We start from the raw sequence: 13,366 nt of genomic DNA on the forward strand, positions 1-13,366 counted from the left end.
GCTGCGGACCGCCGTACGAAAGGAAGTCAATGAGCGTTGAGGTGTACTACGACGACGACGCCGACCTGGGCCTGATCCAGGGCCGCAAGGTCGCCGTGATCGGGTACGGCAGCCAGGGCCACGCCCACGCGCTGTCGCTGCGTGACTCCGGCGTCGACGTGGTGATCGGCCTGCCCGCCGGTTCGAAGAGCCGGCCGAAGGCCGAGGAGCAGGGCCTGCGGGTGCTCACCCCGGCCGAGGCGGCGGCCGAGGCCGACGTGATCATGATCCTGGCGCCGGACACCGCGCAGCGGGCCCTCTACGCCGAGGCGATCGCCCCGAACCTGGCCCCCGGCAAGGCCCTCTTCTTCGGCCACGGCTTCAACATCCGGTACGGCCTGATCACCCCGCCGGCCGACGTGGACGTGGCGATGGTCGCCCCGAAGGGCCCGGGTCACCTGGTCCGCCGCCAGTACGTCGACGGCAAGGGCGTGCCCTGCCTGGTCGCCGTCGAGCAGGACGCCAGCGGCACCGCGTTCCAGCTCGCCCTGTCGTACGCCAAGGGCATCGGCGGCACCCGGGCCGGCGCCATCCGGACCACCTTCACCGAGGAGACCGAGACCGACCTCTTCGGCGAGCAGGCGGTGCTCTGCGGCGGCGCGGCGGCGCTGGTGCAGACCGGTTTCGAGGTGCTCACCGAGGCCGGCTACGCCCCCGAGGTGGCCTACTTCGAGTGCCTGCACGAGCTGAAGCTGATCGTCGACCTGATGTACGAGGGCGGCATCGCCCGGATGCGCTACAGCGTCTCCGACACCGCCGAGTACGGCGACCTCTCCCGCGGCCCGCGGGTCATCGACTCCCGGGTGAAGGAGGAGATGCGCAAGATCCTCGGCGAGATCCAGTCCGGTGAGTTCGCCCGCGAGTGGGTGGCCGAGGACGAGGCCGGCCGGCCGAACTTCGCCAAGTGGCGGGCCGAGGGCGCGGCGCACCCGATCGAGGAGACCGGCCAGAAGCTGCGCGCCATGATGAGCTGGGTGGACCGGCCGATCACCGAGACCGCCTGACCCGCACGGTGGCGGGTCCGGCGCTCTCCCCGGCGCCGGGCCCGCCACCGCCTGCGTTCCGCCCCTGTTCAGCCCCGGGACATGTCGGGTTTGTGAGGGCACTCACCCCGCCGTCCCGGTCACGCCGGCCGGCCCGCGCCCTACGATCCCAGGTAGGTGCGTAGCCGGCACCTGACGGCCATGGCACGGCTCACCGCAGGGCGCAGCGCGGCGCCCCCCGCCGCAGCCGACCGCTCTGACGACATCTACGAGGACCAATGAATCCTGTCGTACTGATCGCCGAAGAACTCGCTCCCGCCGCCATCGAGGTGCTCGCGCACGACTTCGACGTCCGCCACGTCGACGGCACCGACCGCCCGGCCCTGCTCTCCGCGCTCGCCGAGGCCGACGCGGTGATCGTGCGCAGCGCGACCCAGATCGACGCCGAGGCGATCGCCGCCGCGCCGCGCCTGAAGGTGGTCGCCCGGGCCGGCGTCGGCCTGGACAACGTCGAGGTGCCGGCCGCCACCGCGCGGGGCGTCATGGTCGTCAACGCCCCCACCTCCAACATCGTCTCCGCCGCCGAGCAGGCCGTCGCGCTGCTGCTCGCCGTCGCGCGGAACACCGCCGCGGCCAGCGCCGCGCTGAAGGCGGGGGAGTGGAAGCGGTCCAAGTACACCGGCGTCGAGCTGCAGGGCAAGACCGTCGGCGTGGTCGGCCTCGGCCGCATCGGCGTGCTCTTCGCGCAGCGGATTGCCGCGTTCGGCACCCGGCTGATCGCGTACGACCCCTACATCCAGCCGGCCCGCGCCGCGCAGCTCGGGGTCCGCCTGGTCGGGCTGGAGGAGCTGCTGCGGGAGGCCGACTTCATCTCCATCCACCTGCCCAAGACCCCGGAGACCGTGGGCCTGATCGGCGAGAAGGAGCTGGCGATCGTCAAGCCGGGCGTCCGGATCGTCAACGCCGCCCGCGGCGGCCTGGTCGACGAGCAGGCCCTGGCCGACGCGATCGCCGAGGGCCGGGTCGCCGGCGCCGGCGTCGACGTGTACGCCAAGGAGCCCTGCACCTCCTCGCCGCTGTTCGCCTTCGACAACGTGGTGGCCACCCCGCACCTGGGCGCCTCCACCCACGAGGCGCAGGACAAGGCCGGCCTGGCCGTGGCCAAGAGCGTCAAGCTGGCGCTCCAGGGCGAGTTCGTGCCGGACGCGGTGAACGTGCAGGCCGGCGGCGTGGTCGCCGAGGACGTCCGCCCGCTGCTGCCGCTGGCCGAGAAGCTCGGCCGGGCCTTCACCGCGGTGGCCGGCGGGGTGGCCGCCAGCGTCACCGTCGAGGTCCGCGGCGAGATCGTCAACCACGACGTCTCGGTGCTCAAGCTCGCCGCCACCAAGGGCCTGTTCAGCTCGGTGGTGGAGGAGCAGGTCACCTACGTCAACGCGCCGCACCTGGCGGCGGAGCGGGGCGTCGAGGTGACCCTGACGACCCAGCCCGAGACGGTCGACCACGCCAACCTGGTGACCGTCCGCGGCGCGCTGCCGGACGGCCGTACGGTCAGCGTCTCCGGCACGGTGACCCAGACCGGCACCCGGGACGTCATCAAGCTGACCGAGGTGGACGGTTTCGACGTGGAGATCGGCGCGGAGGGCATCCTCGTCTTCCTGCGCTACGTCGACCGGCCGGGCGTGGTCGGCACCGTCGGCACCCTGCTCGGCGAGGCCGGCGTCAACATCGCCGCGATGCAGGTGGCCCGCCGGGAGGCCGGCGGCGAGACGCTGATGACGCTCACCGTCGACCAGGCGCTCGGCGCGGACCTGCTCAGCTCGGCGGCCGACTCGATCGGCGCGGTCGCGGCCAGCGCGGCCGACCTGCGCGACGAGTAGTCCGCGCGCGACACCTCGGGGGCCCGGCCGACACGGCCGGGCCCCTCGTCGTACCGCGACCAGGGGTCAGGGGATGACGCGGGCCGGCGGTGGGTAGACCGAGCCGTCCTGGGCGTCGAAGAGCATCAGGCCGTGCTCACCGGCCAGCCGCTCGATGTCGAGCAGAACCTGGTCCTCGCAGGTCGGGAAGAGGTTCAGCTCCACGTGGTCGGCGGCCGCGTGCAGCGGGGTGACCTCCCACGGGCTGCCCGGACCGGCCTGACGGTCGGGATAGGCGGCGGTGATCGCCCGGTAGAAGCCGACCACCCTGGGATCGGGGTGACGGTCGCCGTGCCGCCCCTCGCGGCACCGCTGCACCGCTGCCCGCACCTCGGCGGGCGTGGCCCCTTCCGGCAGGGCCCACACGCTCAGATCGAAACTCACGGCGGACAGCGTGCCATCCCGGGTCCGCGCCGTCACCCCTGCCCCGCCGCAGGCCAGTGGCGGACTGGTCGATTCGGGGATCGCGACGGTCCGCTGTGGAGACTCTTGCGTCGAGTTGCGTCGATTCGCTAGCGTACCGGTGCGGTCGCTGGCGGAGTCGTGGCGTCGGCCCGTCTTCGGGTGGCGTGGTCGGACGTCCGGCCCACCGGTCCGCACCCCTCGATTGCGCGAGCCACGCGCACTCGTCGCTGACCGGCCCCCACGGTCGTTGCCGAGACCGTGGGGGCCGATCGCGGAACAGCGCGCGACCCCGCGCCCAGCCACCCGCCACCTCCACACCGCGCGCGGCCGTGCTGCGACAACGGCCGATCGGGGCGGGGAGCGCGGCGCGGACCGGTCAGCGGCGGCGGTGGGCGAAGAGCGCCCGGTAGTCCGAGCCGGTGCGGAACCAGGCCAGCCCGGCCGGGCCGGCGGCGTAGAGCGCGGTGGCGTAGGCGTCGGCCACAGCGAGGTCCGGGCCGACGACGGTGGCGGCGACCAGCTGGTCGGCGGGCTCCCCGGTGTGCGGATCCACCACGTGGCCCCGGCGACCGGTGACCCCGGAGGTGCCCACCGCCCCGGCGGTCATCTCCAGCACCAGCGGGGCGCGGCGGGCGTCGGTCGGATGGTGCACCGCCACGCGCCACGGGCCGCCGTGCGCGGCGTGGCCGCGTACCACCAGGTCGGCGCCGCTGAGCACGGCGTAGTCGTGGATGCCGGCGGCGCGCAGCCGGGCCGCGGCCCGCTCCACGGCCCAGCCGCCGAGCAGGCCGCCCGGGTCGAAGCCGCCCGGCACCGCCCAGGCGTCGAACCAGCCGTCGGTGGCCGCGCGCATCGCGGCGCAGCGGCCCACCAGGTCGGCCAGCGGGGGGTACGACTCGGGGGTGATCTCGCCGCGCCGCAGCTTCGAGACCAGGCTGTCCGGCCGGGTCGGCCCGTAGGTGAGGTCGATGGCGCGCAGCTCGGCCACGGCGTCCCGGAGCGCCTCCCCGACGAGCCGGCGGCCGAGCCATTCGGGCGCGTTGAGCAGCAGCGAGTACTCGGCGGTGGAGGTGCGGACGGTGTGCTGGGCGGTGATCCGGTCGCCGGCCGTCCCGGCGGACCGGTCCAGCCGGTGACTGCGGGTGCCGAGCCGCAGGTCGGGGCGGCGGCTGCCGAACGCGCCCTGGTCGATCCACCGGGTCCGGGCCTGCTCGTCGACCCATCGGCCCCGTGGCTGCTCGTCGATCCGCATCACACCTGCTCCCTCGCTGACGACGCCGCAGCGCCGCGGCGAAGCCGGTCACGGGCCCCCGTGACCCGTTCCCCACCGACCCTAGGCAGTGGAGTTGACCGCACCATGAATGCCACCTGGGAGCCTGCTGAGCATTCGAATTTCCCGCATGCTGGAAGACGCGTACCGGGAGACGGGACGTCGACGTACGGTTCACGGGAACGACGAGGTGAGGAGCGACAGGTGGCACGGATCGCGGTGGTGGCCGGCGACGGGATCGGACCCGAGGTGGTCGCGCAGGCCCGCAAGGTCATCGACGCCGTGCTTCCCGGAGTCCAGGCCACCGAGTACGATCTCGGCGCCGCACGCTACCACCGCACCGGCGAGGTGCTGCCCGACTCCGTGCTGGCCGAGCTGGCCGGGCACGACGCCATTCTGCTGGGCGCGGTCGGCGACCCGACCGTCCCGCCGGGGGTGCTGGAGCGGGGTCTGCTGCTCAAGCTCCGGTTCGCCTTCGACCAGTACGTGAACCTCCGCCCGTCCCGGCTCTGGCCGGGGGTCTCCGGGCCGCTGGCCACCGTGAAGCCCGGCGAGGTCGACCTGGTGGTCGTCCGCGAGGGCACCGAGGGCCTGTACGCCGGCGCCGGCGGCTCGCTGCACCGGGACACCCCGGCCGAGGTCGCCACCGAGGAGAGCCTGAACACCCGGCACGGCGTCGAGCGGGTGATCCGGGACGCCTTCGCCCGGGCCCGCCGCCGCGAGCGGCGCAAGGTCACCCTGGTGCACAAGACCAACGTGCTCACCCACGCCGGTTCGCTCTGGGCCCGCGCCTTCGCGGCGGTCGCTGCCGAGCACCCCGACGTCACCACCGAGTACCAGCACGTCGACGCGGCCGCGATGTTCCTGGTCACCCAGCCCCAGCGGTACGACGTGGTGGTCACCGACAACCTCTTCGGCGACATCCTCACCGACATCGCCGCCGCGGTCACCGGCGGCATCGGCCTGGCCGCCAGCGGCTGCATCAACCCCGCCGGGACGTACCCGTCGATGTTCGAGCCGGTGCATGGCTCGGCCCCGGACATCGCCGGCAAGGGCGTCGCCGACCCGGTGGCCGCGGTGCTCTCCGCCGCGCTCCTGCTCGACCAGCTCGGCCACGCCGACGCCGCGGCGCGGGTCACCGCCGCGGTCGGCACCGAGCTGGCCGGCCGGACCCCGGGCGTGCCGCTGCGCACCGCCGAGGTCGGTGACCGGCTCGCCGGGTACGCCGTAGCCTGATCCGGGCCGTCCGCCGGCCCGGATCCGGGCCGCCAGACCCGCTCCGGGCCCACCTCGCGACGTCCTCCGTGACGGCGCGACCGCGATCGTGCCCGCCATTCGGCGCGCTCGATCTGCCGGGGCGGAGCTATCCGCTGAACGACCGTTCGGGGTAAGTTTCTGGCACCAGATCCGGCGTGCGGTCCCGCATGTCGTCAACCCGCAGGGAGGTCAGCGCGATGAGCGGTGGTGACAAGCTCGAATTCGAGATCCGTCCGAATCCCGCGCCGGTATCCGCCGCCGATCGGGCCGCCCTGCTGGCCAACCCCGGTTTCGGCCGGGTCTTCACCGACCACATGGTGACGATCCGGTACGCCGACGGGAAGGGTTGGTACGACGCCCGGGTCGAGGCCCGTGGACCGATCCCGATGGATCCGGCGAGCGCGGTGCTGCACTACGCGCAGGAGATCTTCGAGGGGCTCAAGGCGTACCGGACCGCCGAGGGCGCGGTGACGATGTTCCGCCCGGAGGCCAACGCCGCCCGCTTCGCCGCCTCCGCCCAGCGGCTGGCGATGCCCGAGCTGCCGCGGGAGACGTTCGTCGAGTCGCTGCGCCGGCTGGTGGAGATCGACCGGGAGTGGATCCCCGAGCACGAGGACGCCAGCCTCTACCTGCGCCCGTTCATGTTCGCCAGCGAGGTCTTCCTCGGCGTCCGGCCGGCCAACGAGTACCTCTACGTGGTCATCGCCTCCCCGGCCGGGGCGTACTTCTCCGGCGGGGTCAAGCCGATCACGGTCTGGGTCTCCCCGGACTACACCCGGGCCGCCCCGGGCGGCACCGGCGCCGCGAAGTGCGGCGGCAACTACGCCGCCTCGCTGGTCGCGCAGGCGGAGGCGATCGAGGCGGGCTGCGACCAGGTGGTCTTCCTGGACGCGGTGGAGCGCCGGTTCATCGACGAGCTGGGCGGCATGAACGTCTTCTTCGTCTACGACGACAACACCCTGGTCACCCCGCCGCTGACCGGCACCATCCTGCCGGGCATCACCCGCGACGCGATCCTCACCCTGGGCGCCGCGGCCGGGCACCGGATCGAGGAGCGGCCGATCAGCTTCGCCGACTGGCAGGCGGACGCGGCCAGCGGGCGGCTGCGCGAGGTCTTCGCCTGCGGCACCGCCGCGGTGATCACCCCGATCGGTCAGGTGCGCTTCCCCGACGGCGAGTTCCTGGTCGGCGGCGGCGAGCCGGGTCGCTCCACCATGGCGCTGCGGCAGCAGCTGGTGGACATCCAGCGCGGCCGGGTCGAGGACCCGTACGGCTGGGTGCGGCAGGTGCTCTGACCCGGCCCTCGGCCACCCGCGCGAATTCCACAACGGCCGGCACCGTCCACGACGGTGCCGGCCGTTCGCGTTCGCCCGGCCCGCGGGCGCGTCGGCTCGAAGTGTCACCGGTGATGGGAAGCCGCGGGGTTGCCGGGGCGTTCCTATGAAGCTGATGACGTAAACGATTCGCCGGCCCGGCCGCTGCCGCCCATCACTCCCGGCCCGCTCGCGAGCGCCGGCCCGTCCAGGCCCTGAATCGTCTGCGTCATCAGCTTCATAGGGAGTGCGGAGACCAACCGCCGCCGCGAGGGCCGCGGCCCTCGCCGCCGTTCGGGCCGGTGGCGAGGCGGAACAGTCGAGCCGCGGCCGGGTGCCGACGCCGCGGCGGGATTCAGTCGAGCAGGTGGTCGCGGAGGGCGGCGAGCTGCGCGTCGGTGACCCCGGCGTGGCGCAGGTAGCCCTCCACCGAGCCGTACCCCACGCGCAGCTCCGTGAGGAAGAGCGTCATCGCCTCGGCGGGGGAGGCGAGGAACGGCGGGGGCAGCTCCTCGGCCGCCGGGGTGGTGGCGGCGACCCAGGCGCTGAACCGCGCCGAGGCCTCGGTGCTCAACGCGTAGTCGGTGGCGATGTCGGCGTCGGCGACCCCGAGCACGGCGAGGGTGAGGGCACAGACGATGCCGGTCCGGTCCTTGCCGGCGACGCAGTGCACCACCACCGGCGCGTTGGCGCTGTCGGCGATCAGGCCGACCGCCTCGGCCAGCCCGGCGGTGCCGGTCTCGGCCAGGTCCGCGTACCGGTCGGCGAGGTAGCGGGCGAGGGTCTGGGCAGGGTCGTACCGGATCCCGGCCCAGTCCCGGTGCTCCGGGTGGATGTGCCGGTAGGTGAGCCCGTCGTACGCGGGCACCCGGCCGTCCCGCTCCACCTCGGTGGGACGGCGCAGATCGATGACGGTCCGGATGCCGAGGGCGGTGAACGCCTCCCGGTCGGTCTCGTCGATCCGGTGCAGCGAGTCGGAGCGGTAGAGCCGGCCCCGGCGGACGGTACGCCCGTCGTGGCCGGTGTGTCCGCCGACGTCGCGGAAGTTGAAAAGGGCGGGGAACGGGCTGGTCTCGGTGGCGTCCACCCTTGACACGGTAACGGCCGGTGGGGCGTCGCCCCACCGGCCGTTCTGCCCGATCATTGGACCAGGCTGCCGAGTCGTCAGACCCGCGCCGGGCCGTCCGGCGGCAGCGCGGAGTAGTTCTCGCCGTAGTAGCCGCCGAGCTTGTCCCGGTAGGCCGGGTCGGCGTGGCTCGACTCGTCGTACTCCGGGGCGGCCTTGATCTGGTCCTTCTCCCGGTCGACGTAGACCTTGCGCTCGTCGTGGTCGACGTGGCTCACGGTGCCGGCCGGCAGCATGACCTTCTTGCCGAAGATCCACGGGCCGGTGTCGACCACCAGGTAGCTGTCGTTGACCTCGTGACTGGCGCTGTCGATCTTGCCGATGCTGCCGTCGGTGGCCTCGACCTTGTAGCCCACCAGGTCGGCGCTGGCGATGCCCGCCTCGTCCCGGTAGCGCCACGGGTCGAACGCGCCGGCCGGCGCGCCGCCGGCGACGGTGCCCTGACCGCCGTCGATCATCGGGTCGGTGGTGCCGTGCGTCGTGTGCGGATCAAGCCTGTCCATGAGGGATACTCCTGTCCCGACTGTCGTAGTCGTCGTGGAGAGTGCGTTTTCCGCTGTCACAGGTACTTCTACCCACCTGTCGGTTTTCCAACCACGAGACGGCGAAGGGCCGGCGCCGCGGTCGCGGCACCGGCCCTTGGTTCGTACGGCTCAGCCGAGCGCGGCCTCCGCGTCGAGGGCCACCGCGGCGGCGTGCACGACGGCGGCGATCCGCAGCCCCTCGTGCACCTGCTCCCGGGTGAACCCGGTGCCGCGCAGGGTCTTCTCGTGCGACTCCAGGCAGACGCCGCAGCCGGTGATCGCCGAGACGGCGAGGCACCAGAGCTCGAAGTCGGCCTTCTCCACGCCGGGCCGGGCGATGATCTGCATCCGCAGCCGGGCCGGCATCGAGGCGTACTGCTCGTCGCCGATCAGGTGCTTGGCCCGGTAGTAGACGTTGTTCATCGCCATGATCGTGGCGGCGCCCTTGGCCGCCTCGATCGCCTCCGGCTTGAGCTGGGTGGCCGCCTCGGCGGCGATCTCCCGCAGCACCATCGGGTTGCGGGCCGCCACCGCGCAGGCCAGGGCGGTGCCCCAGGCCTGCAACGACGTCAGCGTGGAGGTGCTGATGGTCGAGCCGAGGTTGAGCTTGATGTCCTTGGCGTACTCGGGCAGGGCCGCCTTGACCGCGTCCAGACCCATGTCAGGCCCCGGCCCCGGCGAGCAGCGCGTTGGCGTCGAGGGTCGCGCCACCCTTGTTCCAGTTGCACGGGCAGAGCTCGTCCGTCTGCAGCGCGTCGAGCACCCGCAGCACCTCGGAGACGTTCCGGCCCACGGAGCCGGCGGTCACCATGGCGAACTGGATCTCGTTGTCCGGGTCGACGATGAAGGTGGCCCGCTGGGCGACGCCGTCCTCGCCGAGCACGCCGCAGTCGGCGGTCAGCTCGCGCTTGATGTCGCTGAGCATCGGGAAGGGCAGCTCGCGCAGGTCCGGGTGGTCCTTGCGCCAGGCGTAGTGGACGAACTCGTTGTCCACCGAGACGCCGAGCACCTGGGCGTCGCGGTCGGCGAAATCGCAATTGAGGCGACCGAACTCGGCGATCTCCGTCGGGCAGATGAAGGTGAAGTCCTTCGGCCAGAAGAAGACCACCCGCCACTTGCCCTCGTGGGACTTGTGGTTGATCGTCTCGAACGCCTTGTCGGCGTCGAGCGACACGCAGGCGGTGAGTTCGTACTCAGGGAAGCGGTCACCGACAGTGAGCACGGGTCCTCCTTGCAGCGGCTTGTCAGCGGCGCGAGGCCGGTAACTGGATCGGTTCCAGATACTTCCGCAGCGATGTTTCCGCCTGGTGGCGGCCGGGTGACTTGTGAAGCCGATCACGACGGGCGGGTTCCGCCCCGACCCCGGCCGTCGATCAGGTATCGGCCACCCTCCGTCACTGTCCCGATATGTGGATTGTGCCTCCCAAAACCAGGGTCGAGGTGGCAAAGTAGCGATCGTGACCAGCTCCGTCCTGATTATTGGCAGCTAGCGCGCCGGCTTCCCCTCTCGCCGAGCGCGCAGACCTCCCGCATCCCGCGGGGGGTCTTTTTGTTGCTTCCGCCGTGGTTCGAGAAGAGGACTTCCATGACCTTCCAGGTGTACGACACGACGCTGCGCGACGGCGCCCAGCGCGAGGGGCTCAGCTACTCGGTCGTCGACAAGCTCGCCGTGGCCCGGCTGCTCGACGAGTTCGGCGTCGGCTTCATCGAGGGCGGCTGGCCGGGCGCCGTGCCGAAGGACACCGAGTTCTTCCGCCGGGCGCGCACCGAACTGGAGCTGCGGCACGCGATCCTGGTCGCCTTCGGCGCCACCCGCAAGGCCGGCGTCGCCGTCGACGCCGACCCGCAGGTGCGCGGCCTGCTGGACGCGCAGACCCCGGCGGTCGCCCTGGTCGCCAAGGCCGACATCCGGCACGTGGAGCGGGCTCTGCGCACCAGCGGCGCGGAGAACCTCGCGATGATCCACGACACGGTGACCCACCTGGTGAAGGAGGGGCGGCGGGTCTTCGTCGACGGCGAGCACTTCTTCGACGGGTGGCGACACGACCCGGCGTACACCGCCGCGGTGGTGGAGGCGGCGCTGGCCGCCGGCGCCGAGCGGATGGTGCTCTGCGACACCAACGGCGGCATGCTGCCGTCCCAGGTCACCGCCGCCATCGCCGAGCTGACCGCGCGGGTCGGCGTCGGCCCGGAGCTGTTCGGCATGCACGCGCAGAACGACACCGCCTGCGCGGTGGCCAACACCATCGCCGCCGTCGAGGCCGGGGTACGGCACTTCCAGGGCACCGCCAACGGGTACGGCGAGCGCCCCGGCAACGCCGACATCTTCGCGGTCGTCGCCAACCTCCAGCTCAAGCTCGGGCTGCCCGTCCTCCCGGACGGCTGCCTGGAACAGATGGTGCGGGTCTCGCACGCCATCGCCGAGATCGCCAACATCGCCCCCGACACCCACCAGGCGTACGCCGGGGCCGCCGCCTTCGCCCACAAGGCGGGGCTGCACGCGAGCGCGATCAAGGTCGACCCGTTGCTCTACAACCACGTGGACCCGGCGGTGGTGGGCAACGACATGCGGATCCTGGTGACCGAGATGGCCGGCCGGGCCAGCGTCGAGCTCAAGAGCCGCGAGCTGGGCCTGGACCTGGCCGGCCATCCGGACGCGCTGTCGAGGGTGACCAAGCGGGTCAAGGAGCTGGAGGCGGGCGGCTGGTCGTTCGAGGCGGCCGACGCCTCGTTCGAGCTGCTGGTCCGCTCCGAGCTGCCGGACCGGGCGGCACCCCGGCCGTTCGCCCTGGAGTCCTACCGGGTGATCGTCGAACACCGGGAGGACGGCGCGGTGGTCTCCGAGGCCACGGTCAAGATCCGGGTACGCGGCGAGCGGGTGATCGCCACCGCCGAGGGGAACGGTCCGGTCAACGCCCTGGACGAGGCGCTGCGGGTCGGGCTGGCCCGGCACTACCCGGAGCTGCGCGACTTCGAGCTGGCCGACTACAAGGTCCGCATCCTGGAGGGCAGCCACGGCACCGGCGCGGTGACCCGGGTGCTGGTGGAGACCGCCGGCGCCGGGGGCCGCGACTGGACCACGGTGGGGGTCCACCCCAACGTGGTCGAGGCCTCCTGGCACGCCCTGGTCGATTCGCTCACCTACGGTCTCGACCGCGCCCGGGTGTGACGCTGGTCAGGTGGCGGGCAGGCGGAGTTCGGCGAGGACGGCGCGGTGGTCGCTGCCGGGGAGACCGTGCACGGTGACCGACCGGACGGCGATGCGGCGGTCGGCCAGGACGTGGTCGATGGTGACCGGCGGGATCAGGTCGCCGTCGTAGGGGCCCCAGGTGCCGGCCAGGCCGGCACCGGCCTGATCGGCGGCGTCGACGTACCCGGTGCGGATGAGGGCGCGGAGCGGGGTGTGGTCGAGGGTGGCGTTGAAGTCCCCGGCCAGGATGCTCAGCCTCTCGTCCGGGGTGGCCGGCGGCTGCGCCCGCAGGTCGGTCCACCAGTCCGGGACCACCTCGACGGCGTACGGGGCGGCCGGGTGCGCCGACTCGACCCGGAGCGGCGGCGCGCCCGGCACGATGAGGGTTCCGTAGGCCTGGCTGAAGAAGAAACCCTGGTTGCGGCGCACCCCCGCCTCGGTGATCGGGAACCGGGCGTAGAGGCCCGAGCCGGTGGTGCCCAGCTCGGGGTTGAGCTGCCGGTGGGGCAGCAGCTCGGCCAGCCCCAGCCGATCCAGCTCGGCGGCTATCCCCGGGGTGAACTCCTGCACGGTCAGCACGTCCACCCGGTGCGCGCGGACCAGGTCGACCAGGGTGGGCGGGTCGGCGCTGCCCTTGAGCAGGTTGGCGGTGAGCAGCCGCAGGGTGGGCCCGCCGACCGTCGGCTGCCCGGAGGCGAACGCGCGGGGCGTCACCACGCCGACCAGCGCCAGCGCCGCGACGGCCGCGACGACCGCGGGCCAGCGGCGCCGCAGGGCGAGCGCCAGCACGAGCGGGGCCAGCGTCCCGATGGCAACGTACGGGGTGAAGGCGACCGCCTGCACCAGCGGCCCGCGTTCCAGCCCGGCGAGCCGGAGCAGCGCCCAGGCCGCCCCTGGCCCGACGCCGAGCCAGCAGGCCGCCGTCGCCGCCCGGGCCTGCCATTCGACCCGCCGCTGAGGCGTCCCCGTGGCCACCACGTCCACGCTACCGGTCGACGCGTCAGTCTGTTGCCCGCCGCCGACCGACGATCCGCTCCACGTGCCGCCCGGTGGCGAGACCTCGGTCGCCCCACGGACCCTGACCCCCGACGCCATCTTCGCCCGGACCCGCAGCTCGTCCGGCAACCCGTCGGACCGGCCGTTCCACATCGTCATCGCCAACTGAGCGACGCACCGAACGTGCTGGCCCCGCCCCGGCGCGGGCCGGTGCCGTCCGGGCCCACCTGCGTCGGGCCGTACCGTCCGCGCCGTTACGGGCCGGTCGGGGGAGTTGTCCCGATTCGGGCGACAAAGGGCCGCTGAGGGCTGATAATCCGACGTTTGCGCACCGCCGGCACGGGAAG

13 protein-coding genes are annotated in these 13,366 nt (G+C 73.0%); 6 read left to right on the forward strand and 7 right to left on the reverse strand.

The window, feature by feature from the left end; translation table 11 throughout:
* The first annotated feature begins 29 nt into the window (after positions 1-29).
* Together ilvC and serA are read left to right on the forward strand one after the other, a co-directional pair.
* Entirely contained in the window at positions 30-1,043 is a 1,014-nt protein-coding gene (gene ilvC, locus EV384_RS11400) for a ketol-acid reductoisomerase (protein WP_130332750.1), read from the forward strand.
* A 257-nt stretch (positions 1,044-1,300) separates the two neighbouring features.
* Positions 1,301-2,899: a phosphoglycerate dehydrogenase gene (gene serA / locus EV384_RS11405; protein WP_130332752.1), complete on the forward strand. Its 1,599-nt coding sequence runs from the start codon at positions 1,301-1,303 to the stop codon at positions 2,897-2,899.
* Positions 2,900-2,965: 66 nt separating this feature from the next.
* On the opposite strand, the gene EV384_RS11410 is transcribed toward serA, so the two are convergent.
* Positions 2,966-3,322, reverse strand: coding sequence for a hypothetical protein (locus EV384_RS11410; protein ID WP_207232293.1), 357 nt, complete (start codon positions 3,320-3,322; stop codon positions 2,966-2,968).
* Between the two features lie 397 nt (positions 3,323-3,719).
* Entirely contained in the window at positions 3,720-4,595 is an 876-nt protein-coding gene (locus EV384_RS11415; protein WP_130332756.1) for an FAD:protein FMN transferase, read from the reverse strand.
* Between the two features lie 222 nt (positions 4,596-4,817).
* On the opposite strand from EV384_RS11415, the gene EV384_RS11420 reads away from it, so the two are divergent.
* Together EV384_RS11420 and EV384_RS11425 are read left to right on the forward strand one after the other, a co-directional pair.
* The gene (locus tag EV384_RS11420) at positions 4,818-5,849 is read left to right on the forward strand and encodes a 3-isopropylmalate dehydrogenase (protein ID WP_130332758.1); all 1,032 of its coding nucleotides are present in this window, start codon (positions 4,818-4,820) and stop codon (positions 5,847-5,849) included.
* A gap of 218 nt (positions 5,850-6,067) precedes the next feature.
* Positions 6,068-7,165 (forward strand): branched-chain amino acid aminotransferase, encoded by a 1,098-nt coding sequence (locus EV384_RS11425; RefSeq protein WP_130332760.1) that lies wholly within the window; start codon positions 6,068-6,070, stop codon positions 7,163-7,165.
* Between the two features lie 373 nt (positions 7,166-7,538).
* Here EV384_RS11425 and EV384_RS11430 read toward each other — a convergent pair whose 3' ends face one another.
* From EV384_RS11430 to EV384_RS11445, 4 genes are all read right to left on the reverse strand, one after another.
* On the reverse strand, positions 7,539-8,327 hold the full coding sequence (locus EV384_RS11430; protein ID WP_165439919.1) for a tyrosine-protein phosphatase: 789 nt from the start codon (positions 8,325-8,327) through the stop codon (positions 7,539-7,541).
* Positions 8,328-8,347: 20 nt separating this feature from the next.
* Positions 8,348-8,812 (reverse strand): PRC-barrel domain-containing protein, encoded by a 465-nt coding sequence (locus tag EV384_RS11435; protein WP_130332762.1) that lies wholly within the window; start codon positions 8,810-8,812, stop codon positions 8,348-8,350.
* Positions 8,813-8,962: 150 nt separating this feature from the next.
* Positions 8,963-9,493 (reverse strand): alkylhydroperoxidase, AhpD family, encoded by a 531-nt coding sequence (gene ahpD / locus EV384_RS11440; RefSeq protein WP_130332764.1) that lies wholly within the window; start codon positions 9,491-9,493, stop codon positions 8,963-8,965.
* A gap of 1 nt (position 9,494) precedes the next feature.
* Entirely contained in the window at positions 9,495-10,055 is a 561-nt protein-coding gene (locus tag EV384_RS11445) for a peroxiredoxin (RefSeq protein WP_130332766.1), read from the reverse strand.
* Between the two features lie 363 nt (positions 10,056-10,418).
* On the opposite strand from EV384_RS11445, the gene cimA reads away from it, so the two are divergent.
* Positions 10,419-12,002, forward strand: a complete 1,584-nt coding sequence (cimA, locus tag EV384_RS11450; RefSeq protein WP_130332768.1) for a citramalate synthase — start codon at positions 10,419-10,421, stop codon at positions 12,000-12,002.
* A gap of 6 nt (positions 12,003-12,008) precedes the next feature.
* Here cimA and EV384_RS11455 read toward each other — a convergent pair whose 3' ends face one another.
* Positions 12,009-13,001 carry an endonuclease/exonuclease/phosphatase family protein gene (locus tag EV384_RS11455; RefSeq protein WP_423202951.1) on the reverse strand — a complete coding sequence of 331 codons (993 nt, stop codon included), beginning with the start codon at positions 12,999-13,001 and terminating at the stop codon, positions 12,009-12,011.
* Between EV384_RS11455 and EV384_RS35895 the strand changes: the two genes are divergently transcribed.
* Positions 12,991-13,188 (forward strand): hypothetical protein, encoded by a 198-nt coding sequence (locus tag EV384_RS35895; protein WP_242624017.1) that lies wholly within the window; start codon positions 12,991-12,993, stop codon positions 13,186-13,188. The two genes, EV384_RS11455 and EV384_RS35895, sit on opposite strands and share 11 nt — an antisense overlap.
* The last annotated feature ends 178 nt before the right edge of the window (positions 13,189-13,366 follow it).

Origin of the sequence: Micromonospora kangleipakensis (assembly GCF_004217615.1) — a bacterium.
GTDB lineage: Bacteria > Actinomycetota > Actinomycetes > Mycobacteriales > Micromonosporaceae > Micromonospora > Micromonospora kangleipakensis.

Excerpts from the sequence above, each read along its gene's own strand:
- EV384_RS11435 (WP_130332762.1), bottom strand. The coding sequence starts at position 8,812 with ATGGACAGGCTTGATCCGCACACGACGCACGGCACCACCGACCCGATG.
- serA (WP_130332752.1), top strand. The coding sequence starts at position 1,301 with ATGAATCCTGTCGTACTGATCGCCGAAGAACTCGCTCCCGCCGCCATC.
- ahpD (WP_130332764.1), bottom strand. The coding sequence starts at position 9,493 with ATGGGTCTGGACGCGGTCAAGGCGGCCCTGCCCGAGTACGCCAAGGAC.
- ilvC (WP_130332750.1), top strand. The coding sequence starts at position 30 with ATGAGCGTTGAGGTGTACTACGACGACGACGCCGACCTGGGCCTGATC.
- EV384_RS11430 (WP_165439919.1), bottom strand. The coding sequence starts at position 8,327 with ATGATCGGGCAGAACGGCCGGTGGGGCGACGCCCCACCGGCCGTTACC.
- cimA (WP_130332768.1), top strand. The coding sequence starts at position 10,419 with ATGACCTTCCAGGTGTACGACACGACGCTGCGCGACGGCGCCCAGCGC.
- EV384_RS11425 (WP_130332760.1), top strand. The coding sequence starts at position 6,068 with ATGAGCGGTGGTGACAAGCTCGAATTCGAGATCCGTCCGAATCCCGCG.
- EV384_RS11415 (WP_130332756.1), bottom strand. The coding sequence starts at position 4,595 with ATGCGGATCGACGAGCAGCCACGGGGCCGATGGGTCGACGAGCAGGCC.